Here is a 26300-nt window from a genome sequence, read left to right as displayed (position 1 = left end):
GTTGTACATAGTAAAACAAATGGAGACTAACCATGCCTGCATCACAACAGAAATTAATAAATGTGGATATTGAGCGCGTTAGCGCGGAGGAGGTCCGTCAGGCCGCTGAATATCAGGCGGCGATTCTCGCTGACGTGGCCGGACGCCGCGGCACATTACATGGCCGTATCAAGCCACTGGCGCCACACATGGCTGTGGCCGGCCCGGCGATTACCGTAGAGGTCCGCCCGGGAGATAACCTGGCGATTCACGCTGCGATGGCCGTCGCTAAACCTGGCGATGTGCTGGTGATAGACGGCAAAGGCGATCTCTCCTGCGCTTTACTCGGTGAGATCATGGCCACGCAGGCGCAGGCCAGCGGCATCGCAGGTATCATCATTGACGGCGCAGTTCGCGATGCTGAAACCTTAAGTAAACAAAACTTTCCTGTTTTCGCTGCCGGTCTTAATCCGTGTGGTCCCACCAAGTTCATTCCCGGCCGGGTCAATCATGCTATCTCGGTCGCGGGCGCCGCGGTGCAGGCGGGTGACCTGGTGGTAGGGGATATTGACGGCGTGGTGGTTATCCCCCGCGATGAAGTACGCGCCATCATTGAGTTGGCGAAAGGTAAACTGGAAGGGGAAGTCAAACGTCTGTCGGCCATCCACGACGGCGATCTTCGCCCGCACTGGCTGGAGAACGCGTTGCGTCAGGCGGGTATGCTGAGCGAAGGGGAGGCATTGCCATGAGCGATAAAAAAGTCGTACTGGTAACCGGCAGCGATTTGGCTGAAGCCGCGTTCGGCATGCTGGAAGATTATGAACTCGTATTTGCTGGCCGCCAACCAACAGAAAACCAATTGATAGCATTATGTCAGCAGCATAATCCGGTCGCCATATTAGTGCGCTATGGCAAGATTACGGCATCTGTGATGGATGCCGCTCCGGCGTTGAAGGTCATTTCCAAGCATGGCAGCGGCATTGATGTCATTGACGTCGAAGCGGCGGCGGCGCGCGGCATTATGGTTCGCGCGGCGACAGGCGCTAACGCCGCGGCGGTTTCAGAACACGCCTGGGCATTAATTCTGGCCTGCGCCAAGTCAATCATTCCGCTTGACCGCCGCCTGCGCGAAGGGCACTGGGATAAATCGACGCATAGATCGCTCGAACTGGAGGGCAAAACGCTGGGGCTGATTGGTCTGGGCGCGATTGGCAGCCGCGTGGCGAAAATTGCCGGCGCCTTCGGTATGAAGGTGCTGGCTTACGATCCGTATGCCGCCACGGTTCCTCCCGGATGCGAACGTGTTGATGTACTCAAAGACCTTCTCACGCAGGCTGATGTTGTCTCCCTTCATTGTCCCTTAACGCAGCAAAATCGGGGAATGATAAATGCCGTTACCCTGGCACAGTGTAAACCCGGCGCCATCCTGGTCAATACCGCGCGGGGCGGATTAATCGACGATGCAGCGCTGGCAGCGGCACTAAAAGGAGGGGCGTTGCGCTGGGCGGCGCTCGATAGCTTTAACAGCGAACCACTCACCACGCCGCACATCTGGGAGCGGGTCGAAAATGTCATTCTATCTCCGCACGTTGGCGGCGTAAGCGACGCCTCTTACGTCAAAATGGGTACCGCCGCCGCGGCCAATATTCTACAGGTAGTGCAGGATTCATCGCAGACTGAAACAGCGTACTAACTTGTCTTTCAGCAGCTCCGCTCTTTCGGGGCTGCTGTGCTTTTTGCAAAGAGCAAGATGAGTGATGCTGTGAGCAATGTTATTGCTCCGCAAAATTAACCAGCGCTTCGCCATCGAGGCGATAGCGGACCCATTCGCTTTGCGCCGCGGCGCCAATACTGAGGTAAAAATCAATGGCCGGCTGGTTCCAGTCCAGCACGCTCCACTCAAGGCGTCCGCAGCGGCGCGCAACCGCATACCGGGCAATGGTTTTTAGCAGCGCTCGACCCGCGCCCTGGCCGCGATAGTCCGGTGAGATATACAAATCTTCCATATAAATACCGTTGCGTCCGAGCCAGGTTGAATAGCTGGTGAAGAACACGGCATAGCCCGCCGTTTTACCGTCAATTTCGCAGATCAGCGCTTCGGTTTTACTGTCGTCGCCAAACAGGGTTTCGCGGATCTCTTCGGGGGTGGTGACCACTTCCTGCGGGGCTTTTTCGTACACCGCCAGTTCATAAATCATGTTGTAGATGGCGGAAGCGTCATCCGCACGGGCCTGTCTAATCGTAATACCCATAATTTTTCCTGTCGTTTTCACACGTTAACGATATTGATGACGCTAAGCATAGGGGGTATTGTCAGAAGAATTAAGTGCAATGAAATCACCCAATGATGAATATTATGCATCCGGCGCTCAGACGCCTCGATCTCAATCTGCTGCTCGTTTTTGATGCTATCTATCGCCACTGTTCCGTTCGTCTTGCCGCCGATGAGCTGGCGATGAGTACCTCCGCGTTGAGCCACGCGCTGTCGCGGCTGCGCGTGGCGCTGAACGATCCGTTGTTTTTTCGCGAAGGACATCGGATGTGCCCGAGCGTCTATGCCACTCAGCTCGCGCCCTCCATCGCTTCAGTATTGAAATTGCTTAATCAGGAACTCACGCGACAGCCCGAGTTTATTGCCGCCGACAGCACCGAGCGGATCCAGATAGCCATTACCGATTTCACCGCGTTATGCATTTTTCCTGCGCTGATGCAAAAGCTGCAGCATGAAGCGCCGGGACTGCGTTTTGAACTCCGTTATTTGCCGCATAGCCCGGCGCTGACGGAGCTGCTGGCGGGAGAGGTGGATCTGGCGCTGGGCTTCAGCACCGCTGAAGATATCCGTCATCATGAACTGGAGGAAATTGACTGGTTTGAGGATGAGTACGTGGTTATCAGCAATACCCGTCGCACGGCGCTGACGCTGGCGGATTATCTCGCCGCGCGGCATCTGGTGGTCACGCCGTGGAATGAAAAGCAGGGAGTGTTGGATTTACGCCTGCAGGAATTAGGCTATACGCGGCAGATAGCGCTCAAAACCCCCTCGATGCTCAGCGCGCCGTTTATTGTGGCGCAAAGCGATCTGTTAATGGCGATTCCTCGTTATGCCGCAGAGAAGTTCCTTCATGCCGCCCCGATCGCGATTTTTCCTTTGCCGTTCGCCATAAGCCCGTTCACCGTGAAGATCTATTCCCATAAACGCGGCGGGCAGCGAGGAGCAACCAAATGGCTTAAGACGGCGCTACAAAGCCTGGCGTTGGCAGAGAATGCCGGGAGTTTTTAACCTCAAAAAACCGAACTTAAAATAACTATCGCTATGGTAACCGTCGCGACAAAACCGGTCTGAAAGGCGAGCGTTCGGATAACGGGGATCCCGGCGGTATGCGCAATATAATGGACAATGCGCGCGAGCAAATAAACTTTAGCCGCAATTAACGTTATAGCGTTATTGACGTTAAGCAACGCGGCGACCACAACCAGTGGGGCAAAAATAACGAGGTTTTCTACCGCGTTGGCATGCGCCTTTTGCGCACGCTGCGCCCAGGGCGCCAGCCCGGTTGATGGCGAATGGCCGTTTCCCGCCGCGGGCGCGACGTTAACGCGCGTGGCTCTGGCAATAATATAGGGGATCCACATCATAACCGTTAGCAGACAAATTAACGCAAGGATAATCAGTTCAGGATTATTTTTCATGGCAATTGACTCTGGTAATTAATAACGATAGAGGAAAGTCTATGGCTAAGGTTAAAATAGAACCATATGCGAAAATGACAATTTCAATACCATTAACGACATGAAGATAAATATTCTGACTCTGGATGGCGTTTTCGACACCGGCTTAGCGACGTTGCTGGATACGTTCGCCGCGGCCAATGATATGGCGCGACGCCAGAGCATGAATATTTCTCGCTTTGAGGTGCAGATGATTGCCGTGACCGGGCAGGTTAAATCAGCCCATGGGTTGAGTATTCCTGCTCATCAGGCATCGGGTTTGGATTATCCCGACTGGATTGTGGTGCCGGCGATCAACGTTCACGCACGACAATCGCCACCGGATGGCTGGCACGATATTGCTGACGCTAAGCGGTTTTTGCAAAACATGGCGAAGCGCGGCGTTAAAATTGCCGCCGCCTGTTTAAATACCTCATCCTGGCGGATAGCCGTTTGCTCAATGAGCAGACCGCCGCTGCGTCATGGCTCAATGCGGCTGCGCCGATCCTTCCCGGCGCAATGATGGGCCATGTGGAGCTGGCGCTGTGGCTGATTCGCCAGAGCAGCCCGCCGCTTGCGGATTTGCTGGCAAAAGCGATGGCGGCTGATATCCGCCATCCTCAGGTTTCACGCCTGCCGGCAGGTTATCCTCAGCATGCCGATGATCTGATCAACCGCTTTGCGCACTGGTCGCGATCGCATCTGGCGCAGGGATTTTCCCTGCAGGCGGCTGCCGGCGCGCTTAACGTGCATCCACGCACCTTACAGCGCAGAATGGAAGCCGCGCTGGGGAAATCACCGTTGGCTTTTTTCCAGCAATTACGGATCGAACGAGTAAAGCAGCTGCTTGCCGAGGGGAAAGATATTGAGACGATTACCGCTGACGTGGGTTATTCGGAAGTGTCAACGCTGCTGGCGTTGCTGCGCCGTCAGACTGGAAAGGGAATACGGGCGCTGCGTCATGCTGTGTGATTTTATTTATTAGTCAGGGTAAGATGCGGTAAGTTATTATTCTGAGCAGGCTACCAGTGAATGCGACCAAAAGTAACATCACTATTTAATAGCACCTTTATTACTTTTTTTTGACGCTATAACTATTTTAATAATACCATAAATTATTATTGTAACTATACTGCATAGAAACCAGTATCCTGGGATTGTAAAGTAATAAAATGTAAAAAGAGAAATGATAATGACATAAACTTTAAGGTCGTTAAGTATTTCTTTAAAAAAAGGAGATAAACAGGGCATTACATCACCTTTTTAATCTTTAAAAATACCACGCTGCTGATAATGATAGCACCTATGAATGATAATATAACCAAAAAGATAAACCATGAATTAAACGAATCGATAAAAACTGATTTTTCCATAAAGTTGATAACTTCATCAGCCTTTAATAGGCGAAACGCTAATTCAAACATCAGGGTAACCAGGATGATAAATGATAGGATGAAAGAAAAAATAATAAAAATCCATTTTTTCATAATTCATTCCTCATGATATGGTGCTAATTACACCTCGTGTTTTTATCATGAAAAGGGAATTCAGGCAATGTCTATATCTTCGATGGTCAAATTTAGAATGGAAACCGACAGGTATGCTGCTATAGCACTCGACCGTGCTGTAAGAGGTGTTCAACAGAATAGTATCAGTGTCCTGGAAGATGTTCGATCTGGTTTAGAGAGGGCTACATGGTACAGTACATGTCTTTTGGATGAGTATAAGGCTATATGCTCGGAATTATCAGAAGAGGATATCCGTTTCATAAAATGTATTTACGAGATATATAAAAGGAAAAACATCATTGCAGATATGATGAGGATGTATATTGAGGAAGAACTTAAATATTTAAAAGTGAGCGAGATAAAATATCTTGATATCAGTCTTGCAAAAGGTCTATCAAGTTATCGAAGTGGATTACTAACAAGGGGCGCAATTGCAAATGCTTTATCTATCATCATTGTTAACTCATTTAATTTCAAAAATGATGTCATGATGCAACTTAACCGATCCAGTTTTGTGGTAGTGACAGCCGCATCTCTTTATGGAAAGGTTCAGACGGCAGCGATTTCTGCAAGAAAACTCAGGGATATATCGCCTCAGTTATATTTGGCACTCTACAACAATAATATGGAAATGCTTTATTTTCTTGTCAGCGATAAAATTGATAGAGCTTTGATAAATGCAATAGGGCTTCGCGGAGAAGAGCGCATTCTTTCAGTAATAAAAAGCTTAGCATATTAATCGTCATTGAATAAGTTTGGGTTACGTAGGGTTGAAAATATTCACAGCATCTACCCGCGTTACTTTTTTGTCGGGTGGCGGCTAGCGCCTTACCCGACCTACGGTCCGTGCGGCCTGCCTTTAATTTATTCATTGCGCTGGCTGACACTACTGGTGCTGGTGATCTCAAAATCCCCCGGTGGCGCTGCCGCTTACCGGGGCTACTGCGCTTTGCGATTTGGTAGCCCGGAGTAGACGCAACGCGCCGCGTCCGGGAAAAACCATTAAAAAAGTTGCAAACCGATAACAGTATCTACCACGGCATGTGATCTGTAGGCCCGCGCAAGCGTAGCGCCGCCGGGCAATAACCGCGGGTAAAGAGCTACTTTCGCGCCGGATGGCGGCTGCGCCTTATCCGGCCTACGGTCTACGACTCGTACCATTGAGAACTGAAACTGCCGGTATTGGTGGCCTCAAAATCCCCGGTGGCGCGAGCGCTTACCGGGGCTACGGCACTGTGCAATTTGGAATTATGTTGCGCAAAGATCAATTGCCAGTCAGGATTATTTCTTTTTCTTCACCACTTTCCATTTTCCGCCAGCGGCGGTGTCGGCCAGCACGATTTTAAATCGGTTACTTTCCCAGTGGGGCAGGCCTAATACACGCCGCGCTATACGGTTACCTTTCGCCTTAATCATGATGTCGCTCCTTATTTTATTAAAGATGCACTAAACCCACGCATAAAAATATTCTGCGTTTCCCGAGGTTTTAATTTTCTAAAAAATAAAATTCACTAACAATTAAATTCAGGCTTTATTGTAGGGTGGCTATTTTTTAATTCAAGCCGCTATGAACATTCGGACCTTAGTAGCAATAAAAACGTTTTTCCAGGCTTTTATCCCAGTAAACGGTTTTTATTGCCATTTTGTCCGGCGAAAAAGAGGGAAATAACGGCAGGGTTAAAACGTCATACCGCCGATAACGGCCGCCAGGCGATCGAACATCTCGCCAAACAGGTGTTCGCAGAAGGGGGCCAGCATCGGCATCATCATGCCGAGGGTCATAATGCCAAAGGTCATGGTCACCGGGAAACCGATCACGAATACCGATAGCTGCGGCGTCATGCGGTTGAGCAGACCCAAAGCGATATTGAGCGTGAGCAACAGACAAATCAGCGGTAACGCCAGCATCATGCCGTTGATAAAGATTAACGAACCCAGTTGGGCGAGCGCCAGGAAACCGTTGCCGTTTAGCGGCTGGCTCTGGATCGGCAGGGTATGGAAGCTGTCGGCCAGCAGCGAGATAAGCCACAGGTGGCCGTCAAAGCTTAAAAACAGCAGCATTGCCTGCAGGTTCAGCAGCCGCGCCAGCACCGGCATATTGGGGCCGCCGCTGGGGTCGAAGAAGGTGGCGAACGATAGCCCCATCTGCATGCCGATGACTTCGCCGGCGAGGCGTACCGCGGCGAAAGCCAGCTGCATCGTCAGCCCCAGCGCCGCGCCGATCAGGATCTGCTGAATCGCCAGCCATAAACCGGCAGTAGAGATAATGGGGATCGCGTTGGCGGGCAGCGTTGGGGCGATCAGTATCGCAATCAGGCCGCCGAGGCCGATTTTCACCTTTTTGCTTATCTGCTTTTCACTCAGTACCGGCGCGGTGCTGATGAGGGCCAGAATACGCAGCAGCGGCCAGAAATACTGGCTGAGCCATTCGCTAAGCTGGGCGCTGTCAAAGGGGATCACGGCTAGCCGATAATATTAGGCAGGTTGCTGAATAACGTGCGCATATAGTCCAGCAGCAGGTTCAGCATCCACGGCCCGGCGATAATAATCGTCGCCACCACCGCGAGAATTTTGGGGATAAACGACAGGGTCATCTCGTTAATCTGGGTGGCGGCCTGCAGCAGGCTGACCACCAGCCCGCTGATTAGCGCCGCCAGCAGCAGCGGGGCGGCCAGCGCCAGGGCGACCTTCATCGCTTCGGTGCCAATGGCCATCACGGATTCTGGCGTCATGATTGTTCTCCGGCGGTTCAGGAATAGAAGCTCTGCGCCAGCGAGCCGAGCAGCAGCTGCCAGCCATCCACCAGCACAAACAGCATTAGCTTAAACGGCAGCGAGATCGTCGCCGGCGGCACCATCATCATCCCTAGCGCCATCAGCACGCTGGCGACCACGAGATCGATAATCAGGAACGGAATAAACACCGTAAAACCAATCTGGAAGGCGGTTTTCAGTTCGCTGGTGACGTAGGCGGGCAGCAGAATACGCATCGGTACCGCCTCCGGCCCGGCCAGCGGCGGCTGGTTGGCCAAACGAGCGTACAGCGCCAGGTCGCTTTCGCGGGTCTGACGCAGCATAAATTCGCGCAGCGGCTGCGCGCCTTTATCCAGCGCCGCATCAAGGCCGATTTTGTCCTGACTAAAGGGCAGGTACGCCTCCTGATAGACCTTGTCGAACACCGGCGACATGATAAAGAAGGTCAGGAACAGCGCCAGCCCGAGCATCACCTGGTTCGGCGGCGCGGAAGGCGTGCCCAGCGCGTTACGCAGCAGACCCAGTACGATGATAATGCGGGTAAAACTGGTCATCATCAGCAGCATCGCCGGCAGGAAGGTCAGCGAGGTCAACAGCACCAGCGTCTGCACCGGCAGCGACCAGCTCTGGCCGCCGTTGGCCAGCGGCTGACTGATAAGCCCCGGAAGCTGTGCGAAGGCGGCAGGACTCAGCAGCAGTAACGCGGCGGCGAGCCACGGCGCCCGACGGCGGAGACAAGCGAACAGAGTAGGGAACATGGCTATTTTTCCGGGCGGTTGAGGACGTTGCGCATCAGCTGGCGGAAGTCGTTCGCAGGCGTGACCGCCGGAGTATCTTCATCGCGCGGCGGAGCCGGGTACTGATGAAGCGGGGTGATCTGCTGGGCGGTGACGCCCAGCACCAGCAGGGTATTATCGACTTCCACCACCACCACGCGCTCGCGCTGGCCAACCTGGCAGCTGGCGCGCAGGTTAAGCAACCGACCGTTGCGCGCCTGCGGCGCAAAGCCGAGGCGGCGGAACAACCAACCGGCCAGCAGGATCAGGAGCAGAATCGCGCCGAGCGCGCTGCTTACCTGCATGAGCGCCGAGCCGCCGGATATTGCCGGTTCGGTAGCCGGTTGGCTGGTCTGCACGATAACGGGGGCGGTCATTAGCGGCTCAACCGACGCATACGTTCGGACGGAGTAATGATATCGGTAATGCGCACGCCGAATTTATCGGCCACCACCACCACTTCGCCCTGGGCTATCAGATAGCCGTTGATCAGGATATCCAGCGGTTCGCCCGCCAGGCCATCCAGCGCGACAACCGATCCCTGCGACAGGCGCAGCAGCTCTTTAATCGTCATTTTGGTGCGCCCCAGTTCAACGGTCAGCTTCACCGGAATATCGAGGATCAGATCGATATCCTGCAGGCTGCCGAGCGCATCCTGGGCCTCCAGCGATTTGAACACCCCATCGGTGGTGGCGCTGGATTTCTCAGACGACTGTTGTTCATTAAGCGCATCAGCCCACAGATCGTCTACGGATTCCTTCCCTGCGCCAGACGGTTGCTTAGGATCACTCATTGGGCTGTTCCTCACTCAGAGCATTCAAAATAGGGTTTATCAAGTGTTCAACACGAAGGGCGTACTGCCCGTTTAAGGTGCCATATTGGCTGGTCAGCACCGGCACGCCGTCGACATGGGCGATAATGCGATCCGGTTTATCTATCGGTAAAACGTCGCCAGGCTGCAGCTTAAGAATTTTCGACAAGCGCATCGGGATATCGACGAAGTTGGCAATCAGCTCAAGCTCGGAGTGCTGCACCTGCTTGACCAACGTTTCGCGCCACTGGCTATCTTCCTGGCGGGAATTCTCCAGCGGCGGATTGGTCAGCAGTTCACGCAGCGGTTCAATCATGGCGAAAGGAATACAGATATTAAATTCACCGCTTAGCGCGCCAATCTCCACCTGGAACGGCGTGGTCACCACGATATCGTTCGGCGAGGTGGTGATGTTGGTGAATTTGACCTGCATTTCCGCACGCACGTATTCGACGTCAATCTTATAGATTGCGCTCCACGCGTCGCCGTAGGCGTCCAGCGCCAGGCGCAGCATACGTTTGATGACCCGCTGCTCGGTGGGTGTGAATTCGCGGCCTTCGACCTTGGTCGGGAAACGCCCGTCGCCGCCGAACAGGTTATCGACGGCGATAAATACTAGGCTCGGCGCGAAGACGAACAGCGCGGTGCCGCGCAGCGGGTTCAGGTGTACCAGGTTAAGGTTGGTCGGCACCGGCAGATTGCGGGCAAACTCGTGGTACGGCTGAATTTTAATCGGCCCGACGGTGATGTCCGGGCTGCGGCGCAGCAGGTTGAACAATCCCATGCGGAACTGCCGGGCAAAACGCTCGTTGATAATTTCCAGCGCCTGCAGGCGTTCACGCACCACGCGGCGCTGGGTATTCGGATCGTATGGCTTAACCTCGCTCTCTTTACCGCCGACAACCGTCTCGGGCTCATCGCCCGTGTTGTCGCCGTTGAGCAAGGCGTCGATCTCTGCCTGTGAAAGAATGCTATCGCCCATGGTGATTACCGCAGTATGAAGGCGGTGAACAGCACATCGCTGACCACCTGCTTCGGTTGTCCCTTAACCAGCGGCGCGCTCAGCGTCTCTTTGATCTGCGCGACCAGCTGCTGCTTGCCCTGCTCATTCGCCAGGTGACCGGCCTCCTGACGCGAAAGCAGTATCAGCAGACGGCTACGCACCTCCGGCAGGAAATCATTAAGCTGGCGGCGGGTTGCTTCATCCGGCAGGCGCAGCGTCAGGCCGATATACAGTACGCGGTCCGGATCGTTGTCCGGGGTCACCAGATTGACGGTAAAGGTATCCAGCGGCATAAATACCGGCGGCGCGGGCGGTTTTTCCTTTTCGATGGCGGTTTGCGCGCCGCCGTCGCGCTGTTGCAGCAGCCACCAGCTGTAACCTGCGGCAGCACAGGCGGCCACGGCCACGATCGTCAGCAGGATGATCAATAAGGGGCGTTTGGGCGCGGTTGCCGGAAGGGAGTTTTGAGACATAGCCAAATCAAATTCCTGTTGTTCCGCCCGCCGCGTTGCTGACGGGCATCACGCGCGGCGGCGCCGCACGTATGACATATAAAGGTATTATCGCGGCTAACGCGCGAGGCAATAGCCGGAATAAACGGGCAAATGGGGGCCAGATTGGCCGTTTAGCGCCCCTCAGGCGAAAATATCGACGCCGTTGACCTGGCTGACCATTCGCTGCAGGGCTGCCGGGGCGCTGACTGGCTCAATCGGCGCGCCATCGTTGCCGCCGCCGTGGCGTTCCGCGTAGCTGGCACGGCCTTCACCGTTGCCGTTTTGCTGCTGCCATTGCGGCGTCGCCTCGCCGCCAACGCTGCTCTGACCGAGGTTGATTCCGCTCTCCGCCAGCGCGTGACGTAGCTGCGGCATAGCCGCTTCGACCGCCGCGCGTACCTGACCGTGTGCGGAAGCGATATGCAGCTGCGCCTGTTTATCGTCGAGCTGCAGGGTGATCTGCAGCGCGCCCAGCTCCTGCGGATGCAAGCGCAGTTCGGCGCTCTGCTGGCCATTGCGGTGGAACATCAGTACCTGCTGGCTCAGCGCCTGCTGCCATTCCGGACTACCAAGCTGGGCATTAAGCTGCGGCGTCGGCGGCGCGGTTACCAGCGCACTGGCGGGCGTGGCGCTCTGGCTGGGGCTGGCGGTGGCGAAAGCGACGGCGGCTGGCTGCGCCGGAGTATTCTCCACCGGACGTTCGGCCATATCGTGCTGCGGCGTGGCCGCGGCCTGCGCGACAGGGGAGGGCAGATTTTGCCCGCTAAGGGGATCCGTGCCCGGCTGCGGCTTCGCCGCCGGTTCGCCTTCCGGCAGATTCACGACATGCTGAGTCGCCACGTTGCCGATGCGGAACGCGGCTTTATCGCCGCTGGGCGCTGGTTGTTGAGCCTGCGGTAGCGCGGTCTGCGGCGACGGGGCGACGATTGCCGCCGGCAGCATGGCGTACAGCGCCTGCAGCGTCGCCGGATCTAAGGTTTTCGCCTCGCTGAGCGGCGGCGTATGCGGGCCGCTATCCTCTTTTTTCGCTGTTGCGTCGACGGCGTTTCCCGCCGATGGCGGTAACGCATTGACCAGCAGCGCGCCGCGTTCGCCGAGCGCCGCCAGCAGCTGGTTAAGCTGGTTACGGCTTAGCGGCGGGGCGCTTTCATCGTCGGCGCTCAGCGCCGCGGGCGGCAGCGTGCCGCTTTGCGCGGGCGTGAAGCGCGCGCCGAGCAGTTGCGCGAAGGCAGACGACAGCTGAACGTCGTCGAGCGCCAGATCCGGCAGGGCGCTGGCGTCGCCGGGCAGGCTAAGGGCGGGCAAAGCATTGAGATTCATGAAGCGGTATTCCTTTGTGTACTGCGTTGCGCGAACTCATCCATCAATTTTTGATTGCGTTTGTTTTCCAACTGCAGCTCGGCGTTTTGCGCGCGCGTGTGCAGGGTGTCGTAGGCGTTCAGCCGCTGCTGATGGTCCTGCCACTGCTTCACGGCGTGCTCCACCTTTTGTCCCCACTGCAGCAGCTGCTGGCGCTGTTGTTCGATGGCCTGTTCGAGGGTGGCGATAAACTGCTGGTAGTTCTGCCAGCGAGAGCTTTCCATGCCGCCGGAAAGGGTGCTGTTGAGCTTTTGCCGGTACTCGTCCTGATAGTTAAGCAACATCGTCAGCTGTTGCTCGGCGGCCTGTTGCGCCTGGCGCGCCTGGCCCAGACGCTGCGCCGCCTGTTCGACGGCCTCCTGGGCCAGATTGCGCAGGGTAATCAAAGGGGACTGTGCTTTCATCGCGTGGCGTCTCCGATGGCGTTAAACAATCAGCTGCTGTAGCTGCTGACAGGCTTCGTCATAACCGCAGCGCTCGAAAATTCCCTGCTGCAGATAGGTCTCCATTTGCGGATACAGGGCAATGGCTTTATCCAGCAGCGGGTCGCTACCGGCGGCATAGGCGCCGACGCTTATTAAATCGCGGTTACGCTGGAAGCTGGCCAGCATCTGCTTAAAGGTACGTACCCGGCGATAATGTTCGTCATCGATAAGCGACGTCATCGCGCGGCTGATCGAGGCTTCAATATCGATGGCCGGGTAGTGACCGGCTTCCGCCAGCCGTCGGGACAGCACCACGTGGCCATCGAGGATCGCGCGTGCCGAATCGGCAATCGGATCCTGCTGATCGTCCCCTTCGGTCAGTACGGTATAGAAGGCGGTGATTGAACCGCCGCCGCTGATACCGTTGCCCGCGCGTTCAACCAGCGCCGGCAGTTTGGCGAATACCGAAGGCGGATAGCCCTTGGTAGCCGGCGGTTCGCCGATCGCCAGCGCGATTTCACGCTGCGCCATCGCATAGCGGGTGAGCGAATCCATGATCAGCAGCACGTGCTGACCGCGGTCGCGAAAATCTTCGGCAATGCGGGTGGCGTAAGCGGCGCCCTGCATGCGCAGCAGGGGGGATACGTCTGCCGGGGCGGCGATCACCACCGAACGCGCGCGGCCTTCGGCGCCGAGAATATTCTCGATAAAGTCTTTGACTTCCCGGCCGCGTTCGCCAATCAGGCCGACGACGATAACGTCGGCCTGGGTGTAGCGCGCCATCATGCCCAGCAGTACGCTTTTACCGACGCCGGAGCCGGCGAACAGCCCCATACGTTGGCCGCGCCCAACGGTCAGCAGGCCGTTGATGGTGCGCACGCCGACGTCCAGCACCTGCTCGATAGGGGTACGCTGCAGCGGGTTAAACGGCGCGGTAATCAGCGGCGCGCGATAGCCGGTTTCCGGCGCGGGCAGGCCGTCAAGCGGCCTGGCGCCGCCGTCGAGCACGCGTCCCAGCAGCGCCGGGCCCAGCGGGAGTTGTTTACCGGCGTGCTGGCCGTCCGCCGTGCTGCGGGCGTAAACCCGCGCCCCAGGCACGATCCCTTCGACCTCTTCCAGCGGCATCAGATACAGCCGCTGATCGTTAAAGCCGACCACTTCGCTTTCCACTTCCTGCACGCCGTCGCCGCCGTCGCGCTCGATAAGGCAGGTTGCGCCGAGCGGCAGCTGCAGGCCGGTGGCCTCCAGCACCAGGCCGGTGGCGCGGGTCAGCCGACCGTAGCGTCGCACGGTCGGCGTTCGGGCGATACGCTGTTCCAGCGCTTCAAGCGAATTCAGCCAGCGGCCAAGACGGGCGGTCATCACAGCGCTCCCGGCGCGGCGAGGCGACACAATTCATGCCAGCGGGTGGCGAGGCTGGCGTCGAGATCGCCCTCTTCGGCGCTGACCTTACAGCCGCCGGGATGCAGATCGCCGTCCGCCAGCAGCCGCCAGCCATGCAGGCTGAGGGTGGTACCTAACTGCTGTTCAACGCGCTCATAATCTTGCGGGTGTACGCGCAATTGCGGCTTGCCGTTGAACATCGGCTCTTGCTGGATCAGCTGTTGAATTTGCGTCAGCAGGGCGGTGCCGTCACAGACCGGCGGCTGGCCAAGCACCTGTTTTGCGGCGGTCAGCGCCAGCTGCATCAGACGTGAGGCGATCACCGAATCGAGCGCATCAAGGGTGTGCTGAAACTCGCTCACCAGCTGCTGCCAGTGGTCGGTCAGCGGCTGTTGCTGCTGCTGAGCTTCCAGTAGCCCCTGCTGGCGGCCCTCCTCAAGCCCCTGCTGAAATCCGGCTTCATAGCCTTTTTGCTGGCCATCGGCATAGCCGGATTGCTGACCTTGCTGCTCGGCCTGTAGGCGCAGGGCGGCAAGCTGCTGCTGCAGTTCTGCCTGCGCGTCAGGCTGCAAGGCTTCGTTATCCAGCGTCGGTAGCGGCGGTTCGAAAGCCGGGGCCGCGTCGCCAAGGTCGTTGAGCGACCAGGGCTGCCAGGGCATGGAATTAATGCGATCAGACATAGGTGTCCTCGCCGCCGCCAATGATCATTTCGCCGCTTTCCGCCAGCCGTCTGACTATCAGCAGAATCGCTTTCTGTTCGTTTTCCACCTGCGACATGCGCACCGGCCCACGGTTGGCGAGATCGTCGCGTAGAATATCGGCCGCGCGCTGCGACATGTTTTTGAGGAACTTCTCGCGCAGCGGCTGTTCGGCGCCCTTCAGAGCAATCAGTAGCGATTCGCTGTCCACGTCCTGCAGCAGGCGCTGGATACTGCGATCGTCGACCTCCACCAGGTTTTCAAACAGGAACATCTCGTCGATGATCTTCTGCGCCAGCTCGCCATCGTATTCGCGCATCGCGTCGATAACGGCTTCTTCCTGCTGGGTTTTCATCAGGTTGATAATCTCGGCGGCGGTACGCACTCCGCCCATTTTGCTGCGCTTGAGGTTCTGGCCGTCGAGCAGGTTGTTGAGCACTTCGGTCAACTCCGCCAGCGCCGCCGGCTGCACGCCGCCGAAGGTGGCGATACGCAGCATCACGTCGTTGCGCAGGCGCTCATCGAACTGCGCCAGAATATCCGCCGCCTGGCCGCGCTTGAGGTGTACCAGGATGGTGGCGATGATCTGCGGGTGTTCATCGCGGATCAGGTCGGCGGCGCTCTGCGGCTCCATAAAGTTGAGCGTTTCCATCCCGGAGGTGGTTTCGCGGGATTCGAGAATATCCTCCAGCAGGCTGGCGGCGCGCTCTTCGCCCAGCGCTTTCACCAGCACCGACCGCAGATAGTCGCTGGCGTTGACGCTCAAGGCGGCGAACTGTTCGGCATCGTCTTCAAATTCAGAGAGGATCTCGCCGAGCTGTTTATGCGAGACCTGGCTCATGCCGGCCATGGTGCCGCTCAAAAGCTGGACTTCGCGGGAGGAGAGGTGCTTGAGCACCTCCGCCGCGCGGTCTTCGCCCAGCGTCATTAATAAAATGGCGCTTTTATCGGTTCCGGTCAGGCTCATAGTTCGTTACTCATCCATTGGCGGATTACCAGAGCGACGACCCGCGGATCTTTATCCGCCAGTTCGCGGATGCGTTGGCTCTGGACTTCTGCGCTGACGCGCTGCTGCGATTTACGGCGCAGCGCCAGCTCCTCATTGCTTGGTTTATGGCTGTCGTTCGCCTTAGCGACCGGCGCGCTGGCGGCGGCCACCGCGGCTTGCTGCGCGGCTTGACGCTGCTGCAGCTGCGGCTTAATCAGCTTGCGCCATAATACCCAGCCGACCAGCAGTACCAGCAGGTAACGTCCTAGTTCGAGCAGCAAATCGATAAACGCCTGGCTCTGCCAGAACGGCAGTTCGCCGCCGGTCATCTGATTGTCGGTAAATGGCGTATTGACCACCTGCAGGCTATCGCCGCGGGTGCTGGAGTAGCCCATCGCTTCGCGCACCAGCGCTTCAATTTGCGCCAGTTGTTCTTTACTCATCGGCTGCGCTTTGCCGTCGGCGTTGAGGCTATAGTTCACCACCACGGCGACCGACAGGCGTTCCACCGTCCCGGCTTTCTGTTGGGTATGGCGGATGGTGCGATCGAGTTCGTAGTTGGTGGTGGCGTCGCGTCGGGTGCTTAACGGGCCGCTGTTGGCCGCGGCGCTGCGGGTGTTGGTCGCGTTATTGGCGTTATTGGCCGCCGGTTTAGCGCTTTCAATCGGCGCCGTTGCCGGCGCGCTCGGCTGGTTGGATAACGCCCCAGGGACGCCGCCCACCTGCGGACCGCCGATTTGTTCGTTGCTGCTGGTTTGCTGCGAACGGATCGCCGCTTTCTCGGGCTGCTGGTTCGGCTGATATTGTTCGTCGGTCTGCTCGCGGGAGGCGAAATCGATCTGCGCGGTCACCTGAGCGCGGACGTTGGCGCTGCCGACCACCGGCGCCAGGATAGTTTCAATGCGTCGCTGATAGCCGTTTTCCACTTCGTTGGCATATTTCAGCTGCGAGGCGTTGAGGTCGCGTCCGGTGCCGTCGGACTGCGTCAGCAGGCGTCCGGCCTGATCGACCACGGTGACGTTACCCGCCGGCAGGCCGGCGACGCTACTCGATACCATATAGACGATAGCGTTGATTTGGCCATCATCCAGCGCACGACCCGGCTGCAGCGTCAGGGTGACAGAGGCTGAAGGGGATTTTTGCTCGCGGACGAACAGCGAGGGCTTCGGCAGCGCCAGGTGCACCCGCGCATTCTGCACCGGCCCCAGCGACTCGATAGTGCGTGAGAGTTCGCCTTCGAGAGCGCGCTGATAGTTAATCTGTTCGCTGAACTGGCTGATGCCGAATTTTTCCTGATCCAGCAGTTCGAAGCCGACGGCGCCGCCCTTCGGCAGCCCCTGCTGTGCCAGACGCAGGCGGGTTTCATGCACTTTTTCCGCCGGGATCATCAGCGCCGCGCCGTTCTCGGCGAAGCGGTAGGGGATGTTCATCTGCGTCAGCTGGGTGACGATAGCGCCGCCGTCGCGATCGTTTAGATTGCTGTACAGCACGCGATAATCCGGGCTTTTCGCCCACAGCAGCAGCGCGACGATAATGGCAATCGCGGCGGAGGCGGCCACCAGCAGCGGAATTTTTGGATTGGCGCGCAGACGGCTCCAGATGGCCTGCAGGCCGTTGTCGCGGCTTTCGCCGGCGGATAACGAGGCACTCATGGTAGGCGGTATCCTTCGCTGGCGTTCAGACGGCGACGCGCGCTGGCGTGCTGACGAACGGTATGGATAGCGTTATGTGACAAAACAGACTCCCTGATACACATCTTTTCTCAATAGCGGCGCTCCCATTTCTGGGCAGGCCATTATTCGTCTTATCAGATGATTCTGATTGCCCGATAAGCCGGGTTTTTTGCAGCTAATTAACCGCTTTAAGCAAAAATCGCTGTGTTAGGGTGTGCAGCATTGGAGAAATACAGGGTGAAATAGCGCCTGGCGATCACGAGAGTATTGAGGAAAAGATGGCGATTCAGGGTATTGAAGGCGTACTGCAACAGATGCAGGCGATGGCGATTCAGGCGGGAAAAAACGGGCAGAATAGCGTACCGCAGGGAGTCAGTTTTGCCAGTGAACTCACCGCCGCGCTGGGTAAAATCAGCGATACTCAGCAGGCCGCGCGTCAACAGGCGCAGAACTTCGAGCTGGGCGTGCCGGGCATCAGTCTGAATGATGTGATGGTCGATTTACAAAAATCTTCAGTTTCATTGCAGATGGGCGTGCAGGTGCGTAATAAGCTGGTGGCGGCCTATCAGGACATTATGAATATGCCAGTTTAGTCATAAAATCTCGGCGCTACTTCTTCCTGCAAACCGCTATGCTTAACGCTGGCGGTTTTGTCTATTTACGGCGACAACGGCAAAAAATTGCGCGCCTCTGCATTGATTTTAACCCATCAACCGGTGAATGAATGAGTCTGAAATATCACTACAATCGATAGGGGATACAGATCAATAGCCGTTCATCGATCGATACAAACGATCTGACTACTACCACTACAAACTGTATGGTCTTGCCAAAATAATTCTAATTTGGAATAGCAGATGTCCGAAAAAGTAGACCATCAATTGCGGCGTAAGGTATGGATAGGGATTTTTCTCGGTTTGTTGGTCTTTTGGGGAGCGATAGCGACGATGGTGGCCTACGCGTTGGCGTAGTCCGAACAGCTTAGACTGTTATTTAGTATCGGCTTGTCAGCCAGAAGACAGGCATTGTTGTGTTATCGGGGTAAGGCGAAAATTTAAATTTGGATGGCAATTCACTATCGTTTTTCGGCTCTGTAGCAAATAATCTGCGCAAATTTTGCTCCGCGGAGGCGTTATGCTGTGGCTTCAGACCGTTGTATTTTTTGTCGTTTTAGCTTTTGTTGCGATAGCGATGTTTCATGAAACCTGGCGACAGGATAGCGAGTAACCGCCGCTTTTACTCTTCTTGATATGCCCCTCCTTACCAACAACTAAACTTAGATCGTGTCTAACAATCGTCTGGAGGTTGTTGTGAATAGATCCCACGATGAATACGACGAGCGGGAACTGTACCATATGGTCTGCCGTTGGGAGGATGAAGGCGGGGCGGTAGCGTAACGCATCTCCTTTAAACTGACAGCATTCTGGCGGCTCAGGCGTGAAACCGTTGTAGGGTATGAACGCGCGCGCTTGACCCCTGGCAACTTCAGGGGCAATATTCCACGGACTGTGGTAACCCCGGCAGTGGCATTACATCTGAGCATTTGGCTGAGCAACGCAATGGGTATCTTCAGTCGGAAATATTGGAAAAATATATAACCAGCATGGAGGAGCCGGGCGTGGGAAAGCAGCTAACTGAAGATGATCTTCGTGAACATGGCTTCACCGAAAAAGAGATTGCGCGCCTGCGTGAAATCCTGGCGCGACAAGAAAGCCAAAACAAAAGCTATTTTGATTTAATCGATGAACTTCGCAAAAGACTTTGGGCTGGAGTCTTAGGTTTTTTTATTGTTTTTATAGTGCTCATTCATTGGTGTTATAATTATGATTCAATTAATCATTTTGCCTATTTTTTCATTTTATTATTCGGTTTCTCGGTAGTTTACAAACTAACTCCGTTTCCAATGGCGCTCAAAGCATACAAATTGTATCTAAAAATAAGATAGTCATTTATCTTTAACTTCATACATCGTGTTACCTATCTGTATCCCTTTTACCGTTTTGGCTGAGCGATATAACGGGTATCTTCAGTCGGAAACGTTGGAGAAATATATAACCAGCATGGAGGAACCTGGCGTGGGAAAGCAGCTAACAGAAGATGATCTTCGTGAACATGGCTTCACCGATAAAGAGATTGCCCGCCTGCGCGAAATCCTGACGCGACAAGAAAGTAACAATGAAACCTATGCTACTTTGATCGACAGTTTACGAAAACGTTTTTGGGGCGGCGTTATTATTGTTTGTATTGCCTTTGCCATAGTCGTTTCGTGGATTTTTAACTTCGAAAGTAATGATTTTACTTATCCGCTAATCATTATTTTTATCCTGATTGCTGTTTGGAAATTAACACCTTTCCCGATGGCTTTTAAAGCATATCTTATCTACTTGAAAATCGAGTGATTACTTATTATCAATTTCATATATGGTATTGCCTGTTTGTATTCTTTTACTGTTGATGAAACACCTTAAAGAGCCAACGCAGGGGCACTCATTTCCCGAAGAATACATCCATGTTTTATCCCGTGAGTAATATCATATTAATCCGGTCAAGATAACACAGTATATTTTACAGGCATATTTCCCTAAGCCCGTGAGTGGCTTATTTTAGCTGGCGCGATGTTTGGAATATTTAATTGATGAATGTATGAAGCGTAAATGAAATAATTGATTATATATTATTGCTTATTCACTCCTGTAAAATCCGCCGATGGCTTACCAGGCAACACTCTGCATTGCCCTGGTGAGACCCATCATGCGCTTCCTGACCGGATATCAGGCTGTGACGCTGTTGTTGTTATTATAATTCTTCGCTTTTGCTCTTGATGGCGACCACATTATCGGACTGCAGTTCGCCAAGCAGGAGCGAGCGATCGTCGAACTGGCCGTAAGCGTTGTTGACCGCGTTCTGGCGGGTGGATTGATCGATCAGCGTTTTTAATTGTTCCATCCGCTGTTGCAATAGCCCTTTCAGTACTCCCTCATTGTCGATAATCTGCTTCAACTTAGCGTTGAGCATCTCTTGCAGAGCCAGCGATGGCCCCGCTTTGCCGGTAAATTCGGCGGTTTTCTCGACCGCCGTCACGTAGGCAAACTGCATTTCCACCAGCGCTTCCCATTGCCCGGCGCGCGCCAGGGCAATCATCTGACTGCTCAGGGTATGGATCTGCTGATAGGCGGCTAAAAGCTGCTGTTGGCGTTCCATCACAATGTACCCTGAGCAGGTTGATAGTTTGGCCCAATTTGCCGCCAGGCATCGGCGATATTCTCCAGCAGCTTGACCACTTCGACGATCGCCGCTTCGTCATTATGCAGGTTGGCCTGCATCAGGCGTCGCTTCATATAATCGTACAGCGCCGCCAGATTATCGGCGATTTCGCCGCCTTGCTGGTGGTCGAGGCCGCTTTTCAACCCGTTGTCGATGATGTTGATTGCCTTCGACAGCGCCAGGCCTTTACCGGCGATATCCCCCTGATTCATCAGGATGCGTGCGCGAAGCAGGGCGTTAAGCGCCCCGTCGAACAACATTACGATTAACTGGTGCGGACTGGCGCTCATCGCGCTGCTTTCCAGACTGACCTGTGCGTAGGCTTGCGTGCCGCTACGGTTATACATGCTGTTTCATTACCTGATTAAGGGTTACTGGGACGAGAACTGCTGTTGTAAGTAGTTACCCGTGCTGCTCAGCTTGGACATCATGGTATCCAACTGAACAAACTGTTGTTTATAGCGATCGATAGTGTTCTGGATGCTGTCGGAAACGGTGTCGATCTGGATATTCAGGCGATCGAGATTGGTGTTGATGCTTTTGGTCGAGTTCTCGATGATGCCGCCTGCTTTAATATAGTTCTGGATTTCATTATGGATTTCGGTGGCCATCCCGGTGTCTTTACCGTTGCCGGCGAAGAAGTTGGCGACCTGATCCGGTTTCTCGTCGAGCGCTTTATTGAGCTTCGTGCTGTCGACTTCAAGCTTGCCGGTTTTGGGATTGGTAGAGATCCCGAGGTTACCAAGGCCTTTCAGCTCCGGATTGTCCTGAGCGGCGCTGAGCGCGCTTTTAATCGAGGACTGAATGCCGCGCAGGGTGTTATCGCCGAGCAGCGCGCCGTTCTTGGCGCTCTGCGCTTCACCGCTTTTCACCGGGGTATATTTGGTCAGCGAGCCGAAGGTGTCGAGCAGCGAATTGTAGTTATCCACCCAGGATTTGATTTTGTCGGCGGTGCCGCTTTTATCGATGCCGATCACCAGGTTTTGCGGTTCGCCGGCTTTGGTGGTGGTTTTCAGGTCGATGGTGACGCCCTGCAGCGCATCGGCAATCGAGTTGGTGCTGCGCTTAATTTTGGTGCCGTTGACGACAATCTCCGCATCCTGCCCGGCGACGGTCTGCTTCATCGCGCCGCTTTTGCTGCTGCTGTCGTAGTTGAGGATGGCGCCGAGTTTATCGTCGTTATTCACCTGCACCGAAACGGTGTTTTTCTCGCCGGTGGTGGAGGAGCTCAGCGCCAGCTGATAGTCATTGTCGCCGACGCGCATGATGCTGGCGGTGACGCCGGCTTTAGCGCCGTTGATGGCATCGCGCATCTCCAGCAGCGAGGTCTGGTCGTCGCTCAGCGGAATCGTGGTCTCTTTTGGTGGGTCGCCGGCGGTGATCGTAATGGAGCGATTGCTATTGCCGGCGGTACCCAGCTTCTCTTGTTGGTCGGTAATCGTCGCCTGGGTGGTCAGGGTTTGCGGCTGCGCCAGCTTCTGCACTTCAACGCTATAGTTGCCCGGCACCGCCTTATTGGTGGTGGTGATGGTGAACTGGTCGTGCTTGGTGGCGGTGGTGCTGTTGAAAAACTCCGGCTTGGCCAGCTCCTTGCTCAGGTTATCGAATTTTTCCAGCGAGCTTTTTAACGTGCCGTAAGCCGTTAGCTGCGCGTTATAGCTGGTTTGCTGAGTGGTATACGGCGTCAGGCGCTGTTGTTCCGCCTTGCTGAGTTTGTCCAGTAAACCGTTGAGGTCGAGTCCTGAGCCGATGCCTAAGGAACTGATCGATGCCATTGGTGTTTCTCCTTACTAATGACGTTATTCGCTTATTGCGTTATCGGCCCAGTGGAGAAAAAGTTTACCGAAAAAGTGAAAAGGCGATGGCGTAATAGAAGAGGGAAAAAGCGCGTTATTTTCGCCATTGGCGGAGGGGCAAAAATTTTTCAAAAAATGGCTAAAGGTTGCAAAGGATACGTCGATACCAGAAGGGACGGTGGTTGACGCCGTGGGCAAGCAAGCCCGAACCTTTTAACCACGTTGCACTGAACGCAACTGACTCGTAAGGAATGCATATAATGGCACAAGTAATTAATACCAACAGCCTGTCGCTGATGGCGCAAAATAACCTGAACAAATCCCAGTCTTCCCTGGGCACGGCGATTGAGCGTCTGTCTTCCGGTCTGCGCATCAACAGCGCCAAGGACGATGCCGCGGGTCAGGCGATCTCCAACCGTTTCACCGCTAACATCAAAGGCCTGACTCAGGCTTCCCGTAACGCTAACGACGGTATCTCCCTGGCGCAGACCACCGAAGGCGCGCTGAACGAAGTCAACGATAACCTGCAGAACATCCGCCGTCTGACCGTACAGTCACAGAACGGTTCTAACTCCGCAAGCGACCTGCAGTCCATCCAGGATGAAATCTCCCAGCGTCTGTCTGAAATCAACCGTATCTCCGAACAGACCGATTTTAACGGCGTTAAAGTCCTGAGCGGCGACCAGAAGCTGACCATCCAGGTCGGCGCCAACGACGGCGAAACTATCGATATCGATCTGAAAGATATCAATGCGAAGACTCTGGGTCTGGATAAGTTCAGCGTGGCTAATCCGATGGATCCTGCAACTCAGATCGGTGCAACCGCGGTTACTCAAGTAGGTGGTACATCTACTACAACAAATACAGCGGTATCCACGACTAGCACCGGTGCTGATACGGCGGATCTGTATCAAGACGTGGGTGGTACGGGTGATTACTACGTTAAGAAAGGTACTGATACTTTCAAAGTGGACATGGATCCTGCGACAGGTAAATATACCTACGATGTTTCTGATGCAACGACTAAAATCACAGCTACTGGTACTGAAACTAAAGTGACAACCGTACCTGTTACCACCACTACTGGTGGTAAAACCGTCTCAGGTTTGGGTACTGGTGAAGAGTTACGTACTCTGACTGATGCGAAAGGCAATGCTAACGGCTATGCCATCAAAGGTAAGGATGCAGACGGTAATGATGCTTACTTTAAGGCGAATATCGATGAAGCTACTGGTAAGGTAACGAAAGGCGATCAAATCCAGACTTCAGCGAAAACTGCCGATCCGCTGGCTACCCTCGACAAAGCCCTGTCCCAGGTTGACCAACTGCGCTCCTCCCTGGGTGCGGTACAGAACCGTTTCGATTCTGTAATCAACAACCTGAACAGCACCGTTAACAACCTGTCCGCTTCCCAGTCCCGTATTCAGGATGCTGACTACGCGACCGAAGTGTCCAACATGAGCCGCGCGAACATCCTGCAGCAGGCGGGTACCTCCGTGCTGGCGCAGGCTAACCAGTCGACTCAGAACGTCCTGTCTCTGCTGCGTTAATCGCACGTCTGATTACTGTCGCATCGCAACCCCGCTTCGGCGGGGTTTTTGTTTTTTGCCCGTAGCCACCCGGTACAAAACGGCGCAACGGCAAAGCATGTCGTAAATAGAGACGCTTTTATGCGGTTTTTCCGGCGATTGGCATTTTTGCCCCTGCGCATAATAGCGCTGACTCTCTTATCCGCAGGTTTCAGAAATAGTGAGCGATTTGTATACCGCCGAAGGCGTGATGGACAAAAATTCCCTCTGGCTGCGCTACGTTCCGTTAGTGCGGCACGAGGCGTTACGCCTGCAGGTCAGGCTGCCCGCCAGCGTCGAGCTTGACGATCTGCTGCAGGCCGGGGGAATCGGGTTGTTGAACGCCATCGAGCGTTATGACTCGCTACAGGGCACGGCCTTTACCACCTATGCGGTGCAACGTATCCGCGGCGCAATGCTCGATGAACTGCGTAGCCGCGATTGGGTGCCGCGCAGCGTGCGGCGTAACGCCCGCGAAGTCGCTCAGGCGATGCAGAAGCTGGAGCAGCATCTGGGCCGCCCGGCCACGGAAAGCGAACTCGCGCAGACGCTGGGTATCACCCTTGCCGAGTACCGACAAATCCTGCTGGATACCAATAACAGCCAGCTGTTCTCCTATGACGAATGGCGGGAAGAGCAGGGCGAGAATGCCGAACGACTACTGGAAGGGCACGAAGAGGCCAATCCGTTGCATCATCTGCTGGAAGGCAGCCTGCGCCAGCGGGTCATTGAGGCGATTGAAGCCTTGCCGGAACGCGAAAAAATGGTCCTCACCCTCTACTACCAGGAAGAGCTAAACCTTAAAGAGATCGGCGCGGTGCTGGAGGTGGGGGAATCCCGCGTTAGCCAGCTGCACAGCCAGGCGATTAAGCGCCTGCGCGCGAAGCTGGCCAACGAAGGCTGATAACCACCTGCCGGGCAGGTGGTTAGCGGATTACGATTTACGCAAATCAATGCGCAGAATGCGCTCCTTCGCCCCTTCGACAAATACCTCAGGATCCCACTCGCGATTGAACCCTTCTTTAATGCCGACGTACAGGGTATCCATGTCCGGCGACAGCACCATTTGATTCGGATAAACCGGGGCGCGGAATTCATGGGTTACCCGCCAGGTTTTGCCATCCACGACGCTGATGGTGCCGCTGGTGAAATTGCTGACGTACAGCTCGTTGTATTTCGGATTGTAGCGTACCGCGTTGGCGCCCACTCCGGTACGCACGTAACCCCGCGATTTGCCGTCTTTCAGATCGAAAATATACAGGCCGTCGTGAGGGCCGCTGCGATCGTCGTGATCGAAGGCGACGACGAAAATACGCCCTGAGTCGGAATCGACGATCAGGTTTTGCGCGCTGGCCAACTGCGGCGCGTTAAGCGGGATAGTGCGGACAACCTGCTGGGTTCTGGCATCGATCTCGTTGATATAGTCGCGGCCGCCAACGTAGATCTTCTGCGTCTTTTCATCCAGCGTCAGGCCGTAGGCGGTGCCGCGATAGGCGCCTTTGACTTCCCCTTTTAGCTGTAACGTCGTGCCGTCGAGCATCAGTAATTTATGTAGCGGACGCATTCCGTCCTGGGTTTTCAACATATGGCTGTAGCTGACGAATAACAGGTTAGCGGCGCGGCTGTATACCATATGCCGCAGATGCTCGAAGCGCGCATCGGCGGCGCCGTCGGTGGTGAAGCTCAGGCGCGGACTGGTGCGGGTGATTTTACCGCTGGCGACGTTGAACTGGCTGATACGCAGCGAAGCCGCCTGGGTATGGCCGACGTAAAGCACGCGCGCCGGCTGGTTCATCGCCAGCGAGAAAGCGCGCCAGGGCATATCATAGCGCTGGATAACCTGCAGGGTGGCCGGATTAAAGGCGTAGAGATAACCTTTATTGGCCGCGCGGTTAACCCGGTCGGTCGCCGCGGCGAATAGCAGGTTGTCGCCATTATCGAACGCCAGCTCATAAACCCCTTCATTGGCTTCCTGCAGGTAATTGGTTTTCATCGCAAAGCGCGACGCTTCCCGCGGCGGCGGATCGATGGCGAATGCCGGCGGGGGGAGCAGGGCGGCGAGCAGCAGCGCAGCCAGCGGTTTTATCAAGTTGCGATTAGGCATGATGGTTATC

General features: G+C 55.4%; 33 protein-coding genes. 12 read left to right on the top strand and 21 right to left on the bottom strand.

The genetic code is table 11. The features are described 5' to 3' along the window. The first annotated feature begins 32 nt into the window (after positions 1–32). Both ABLV66_RS16300 and ABLV66_RS16295 read left to right on the top strand, forming a co-directional pair. On the top strand, positions 33–728 hold the full coding sequence (locus tag ABLV66_RS16300; protein ID WP_047043665.1) for an RraA family protein: 696 nt from the start codon (positions 33–35) through the stop codon (positions 726–728). Continuing rightward, entirely contained in the window at positions 725–1672 is a 948-nt protein-coding gene (locus ABLV66_RS16295) for a hydroxyacid dehydrogenase (protein ID WP_047043663.1), read from the top strand. The genes ABLV66_RS16300 and ABLV66_RS16295 overlap by 4 nt, the downstream gene beginning before the upstream one ends. A gap of 79 nt (positions 1673–1751) precedes the next feature. Here the strand turns inward: ABLV66_RS16295 and ABLV66_RS16290 are convergent, their stop codons facing one another. Then, positions 1752–2231, bottom strand: a complete 480-nt coding sequence (locus ABLV66_RS16290; RefSeq protein WP_316422532.1) for a GNAT family N-acetyltransferase — start codon at positions 2229–2231, stop codon at positions 1752–1754. 92 nt (positions 2232–2323) lie between these two features. Between ABLV66_RS16290 and ABLV66_RS16285 the strand changes: the two genes are divergently transcribed. Next, the gene (locus tag ABLV66_RS16285) at positions 2324–3259 is read left to right on the top strand and encodes a LysR family transcriptional regulator (protein ID WP_213797485.1); all 936 of its coding nucleotides are present in this window, start codon (positions 2324–2326) and stop codon (positions 3257–3259) included. 2 nt (positions 3260–3261) lie between these two features. Here ABLV66_RS16285 and ABLV66_RS16280 read toward each other — a convergent pair whose 3' ends face one another. Then, positions 3262–3669: an MAPEG family protein gene (locus tag ABLV66_RS16280; protein ID WP_348876191.1), complete on the bottom strand. Its 408-nt coding sequence runs from the start codon at positions 3667–3669 to the stop codon at positions 3262–3264. A 100-nt stretch (positions 3670–3769) separates the two neighbouring features. On the opposite strand from ABLV66_RS16280, the gene ABLV66_RS16275 reads away from it, so the two are divergent. Together ABLV66_RS16275 and ABLV66_RS16270 are read left to right on the top strand one after the other, a co-directional pair. Beyond that, entirely contained in the window at positions 3770–4210 is a 441-nt protein-coding gene (locus tag ABLV66_RS16275; RefSeq protein ID WP_348876190.1) for a type 1 glutamine amidotransferase family protein, read from the top strand. Beyond that, positions 4141–4659 (top strand): helix-turn-helix domain-containing protein, encoded by a 519-nt coding sequence (locus ABLV66_RS16270; RefSeq protein WP_348876189.1) that lies wholly within the window; start codon positions 4141–4143, stop codon positions 4657–4659. Before ABLV66_RS16275 ends, ABLV66_RS16270 begins: the two co-directional genes overlap by 70 nt. A gap of 278 nt (positions 4660–4937) precedes the next feature. On the opposite strand, the gene ABLV66_RS16265 is transcribed toward ABLV66_RS16270, so the two are convergent. Further along, on the bottom strand, positions 4938–5174 hold the full coding sequence (locus ABLV66_RS16265; protein ID WP_047077832.1) for a hypothetical protein: 237 nt from the start codon (positions 5172–5174) through the stop codon (positions 4938–4940). A gap of 67 nt (positions 5175–5241) precedes the next feature. Between ABLV66_RS16265 and ABLV66_RS16260 the strand changes: the two genes are divergently transcribed. Next, the gene (locus ABLV66_RS16260; RefSeq protein ID WP_047077831.1) at positions 5242–5934 is read left to right on the top strand and encodes a hypothetical protein; all 693 of its coding nucleotides are present in this window, start codon (positions 5242–5244) and stop codon (positions 5932–5934) included. A 542-nt stretch (positions 5935–6476) separates the two neighbouring features. On the opposite strand, the gene sra is transcribed toward ABLV66_RS16260, so the two are convergent. The 14 genes from sra to fliF form a co-directional block, all read right to left on the bottom strand. Beyond that, a complete protein-coding gene (gene sra / locus ABLV66_RS16255; RefSeq protein ID WP_072251507.1) occupies positions 6477–6611 on the bottom strand; it encodes a stationary-phase-induced ribosome-associated protein in 135 nt (44 codons plus the stop codon). Between the two features lie 261 nt (positions 6612–6872). After that, positions 6873–7655 (bottom strand): flagellar biosynthetic protein FliR, encoded by a 783-nt coding sequence (gene fliR / locus ABLV66_RS16250; RefSeq protein WP_348876188.1) that lies wholly within the window; start codon positions 7653–7655, stop codon positions 6873–6875. Between the two features lie 2 nt (positions 7656–7657). Next, positions 7658–7927 (bottom strand): flagellar biosynthesis protein FliQ, encoded by a 270-nt coding sequence (gene fliQ / locus ABLV66_RS16245; protein WP_015367302.1) that lies wholly within the window; start codon positions 7925–7927, stop codon positions 7658–7660. A gap of 17 nt (positions 7928–7944) precedes the next feature. After that, positions 7945–8706 carry a flagellar type III secretion system pore protein FliP gene (fliP, locus tag ABLV66_RS16240; protein WP_045397378.1) on the bottom strand — a complete coding sequence of 254 codons (762 nt, stop codon included), beginning with the start codon at positions 8704–8706 and terminating at the stop codon, positions 7945–7947. 2 nt (positions 8707–8708) lie between these two features. Further along, the gene (gene fliO / locus ABLV66_RS16235; protein ID WP_047043652.1) at positions 8709–9101 is read right to left on the bottom strand and encodes a flagellar biosynthetic protein FliO; all 393 of its coding nucleotides are present in this window, start codon (positions 9099–9101) and stop codon (positions 8709–8711) included. Beyond that, complete coding sequence (fliN, locus tag ABLV66_RS16230) at positions 9101–9517, bottom strand: flagellar motor switch protein FliN (RefSeq protein ID WP_015367299.1); 417 nt, start codon at positions 9515–9517, stop codon at positions 9101–9103. The genes fliO and fliN overlap by 1 nt, the downstream gene beginning before the upstream one ends. Next, positions 9510–10517, bottom strand: a complete 1008-nt coding sequence (fliM, locus tag ABLV66_RS16225) for a flagellar motor switch protein FliM (RefSeq protein ID WP_015367298.1) — start codon at positions 10515–10517, stop codon at positions 9510–9512. The genes fliN and fliM overlap by 8 nt, the downstream gene beginning before the upstream one ends. A 5-nt stretch (positions 10518–10522) precedes the next feature. After that, positions 10523–11011 carry a flagellar basal body-associated protein FliL gene (fliL, locus tag ABLV66_RS16220; RefSeq protein ID WP_289576844.1) on the bottom strand — a complete coding sequence of 163 codons (489 nt, stop codon included), beginning with the start codon at positions 11009–11011 and terminating at the stop codon, positions 10523–10525. A gap of 162 nt (positions 11012–11173) precedes the next feature. Further along, positions 11174–12352 carry a flagellar hook-length control protein FliK gene (locus ABLV66_RS16215; protein ID WP_213797481.1) on the bottom strand — a complete coding sequence of 393 codons (1179 nt, stop codon included), beginning with the start codon at positions 12350–12352 and terminating at the stop codon, positions 11174–11176. Continuing rightward, positions 12349–12795: a flagellar export protein FliJ gene (gene fliJ, locus ABLV66_RS16210; protein ID WP_045397390.1), complete on the bottom strand. Its 447-nt coding sequence runs from the start codon at positions 12793–12795 to the stop codon at positions 12349–12351. The genes ABLV66_RS16215 and fliJ overlap by 4 nt, the downstream gene beginning before the upstream one ends. 21 nt (positions 12796–12816) lie before the next feature. Continuing rightward, on the bottom strand, positions 12817–14178 hold the full coding sequence (gene fliI / locus ABLV66_RS16205; protein WP_047065441.1) for a flagellar protein export ATPase FliI: 1362 nt from the start codon (positions 14176–14178) through the stop codon (positions 12817–12819). Then, positions 14178–14879, bottom strand: coding sequence for a flagellar assembly protein FliH (fliH, locus tag ABLV66_RS16200; RefSeq protein ID WP_047065439.1), 702 nt, complete (start codon positions 14877–14879; stop codon positions 14178–14180). Before fliH ends, fliI begins: the two co-directional genes overlap by 1 nt. Further along, complete coding sequence (gene fliG, locus ABLV66_RS16195) at positions 14872–15864, bottom strand: flagellar motor switch protein FliG (RefSeq protein ID WP_015367292.1); 993 nt, start codon at positions 15862–15864, stop codon at positions 14872–14874. The genes fliH and fliG overlap by 8 nt, the downstream gene beginning before the upstream one ends. Further along, positions 15861–17537: a flagellar basal-body MS-ring/collar protein FliF gene (fliF, locus tag ABLV66_RS16190; RefSeq protein ID WP_045397400.1), complete on the bottom strand. Its 1677-nt coding sequence runs from the start codon at positions 17535–17537 to the stop codon at positions 15861–15863. Before fliF ends, fliG begins: the two co-directional genes overlap by 4 nt. Before the next feature lie 299 nt (positions 17538–17836). Here fliF and fliE point away from each other — a divergent pair, with 299 nt between their 5' ends. The 4 genes from fliE (at position 17837) to ABLV66_RS16170 (ending at position 19957) form a co-directional block, all read left to right on the top strand. Further along, the gene (fliE, locus tag ABLV66_RS16185; RefSeq protein WP_045375469.1) at positions 17837–18151 is read left to right on the top strand and encodes a flagellar hook-basal body complex protein FliE; all 315 of its coding nucleotides are present in this window, start codon (positions 17837–17839) and stop codon (positions 18149–18151) included. Between the two features lie 264 nt (positions 18152–18415). After that, entirely contained in the window at positions 18416–18529 is a 114-nt protein-coding gene (locus ABLV66_RS16180; RefSeq protein ID WP_072048039.1) for a YmiA family putative membrane protein, read from the top strand. Between the two features lie 647 nt (positions 18530–19176). Further along, the gene (locus tag ABLV66_RS16175; protein ID WP_045397403.1) at positions 19177–19503 is read left to right on the top strand and encodes a hypothetical protein; all 327 of its coding nucleotides are present in this window, start codon (positions 19177–19179) and stop codon (positions 19501–19503) included. 130 nt (positions 19504–19633) lie between these two features. Further along, positions 19634–19957, top strand: coding sequence for a hypothetical protein (locus ABLV66_RS16170; protein WP_223683770.1), 324 nt, complete (start codon positions 19634–19636; stop codon positions 19955–19957). Between the two features lie 397 nt (positions 19958–20354). Here the strand turns inward: ABLV66_RS16170 and fliT are convergent, their stop codons facing one another. Genes fliT through fliD form a run of 3 tightly spaced genes read right to left on the bottom strand, consistent with a single transcriptional unit; the run spans position 20355 to position 22597 of the window. Continuing rightward, positions 20355–20759, bottom strand: a complete 405-nt coding sequence (fliT, locus tag ABLV66_RS16165; protein ID WP_348876218.1) for a flagella biosynthesis regulatory protein FliT — start codon at positions 20757–20759, stop codon at positions 20355–20357. Continuing rightward, positions 20759–21169, bottom strand: a complete 411-nt coding sequence (gene fliS / locus ABLV66_RS16160; protein ID WP_015704959.1) for a flagellar export chaperone FliS — start codon at positions 21167–21169, stop codon at positions 20759–20761. Before fliS ends, fliT begins: the two co-directional genes overlap by 1 nt. Before the next feature lie 24 nt (positions 21170–21193). Continuing rightward, on the bottom strand, positions 21194–22597 hold the full coding sequence (gene fliD / locus ABLV66_RS16155) for a flagellar filament capping protein FliD (RefSeq protein ID WP_045397414.1): 1404 nt from the start codon (positions 22595–22597) through the stop codon (positions 21194–21196). A gap of 281 nt (positions 22598–22878) precedes the next feature. Here fliD and ABLV66_RS16150 point away from each other — a divergent pair, with 281 nt between their 5' ends. Both ABLV66_RS16150 and ABLV66_RS16145 read left to right on the top strand, forming a co-directional pair. Next, positions 22879–24168, top strand: coding sequence for a flagellin FliC (locus ABLV66_RS16150; RefSeq protein ID WP_047050582.1), 1290 nt, complete (start codon positions 22879–22881; stop codon positions 24166–24168). Positions 24169–24367: 199 nt separating this feature from the next. Next, positions 24368–25090, top strand: a complete 723-nt coding sequence (locus ABLV66_RS16145; protein ID WP_015704963.1) for an RNA polymerase sigma factor FliA — start codon at positions 24368–24370, stop codon at positions 25088–25090. 30 nt (positions 25091–25120) lie between these two features. Here the strand turns inward: ABLV66_RS16145 and ABLV66_RS16140 are convergent, their stop codons facing one another. Further along, on the bottom strand, positions 25121–26290 hold the full coding sequence (locus ABLV66_RS16140) for a YncE family protein (protein ID WP_348876187.1): 1170 nt from the start codon (positions 26288–26290) through the stop codon (positions 25121–25123). Between the last annotated feature and the right edge of the window lie 10 nt (positions 26291–26300).

Source organism: Klebsiella sp. CN_Kp073 (genome assembly GCF_040065495.2).
Classification (GTDB): Bacteria; Pseudomonadota; Gammaproteobacteria; order Enterobacterales; family Enterobacteriaceae; genus Klebsiella; species Klebsiella aerogenes.
Note: the sequence above shows the minus strand (reverse complement) of the source record. Positions and strands in the feature narration are given on the sequence as shown.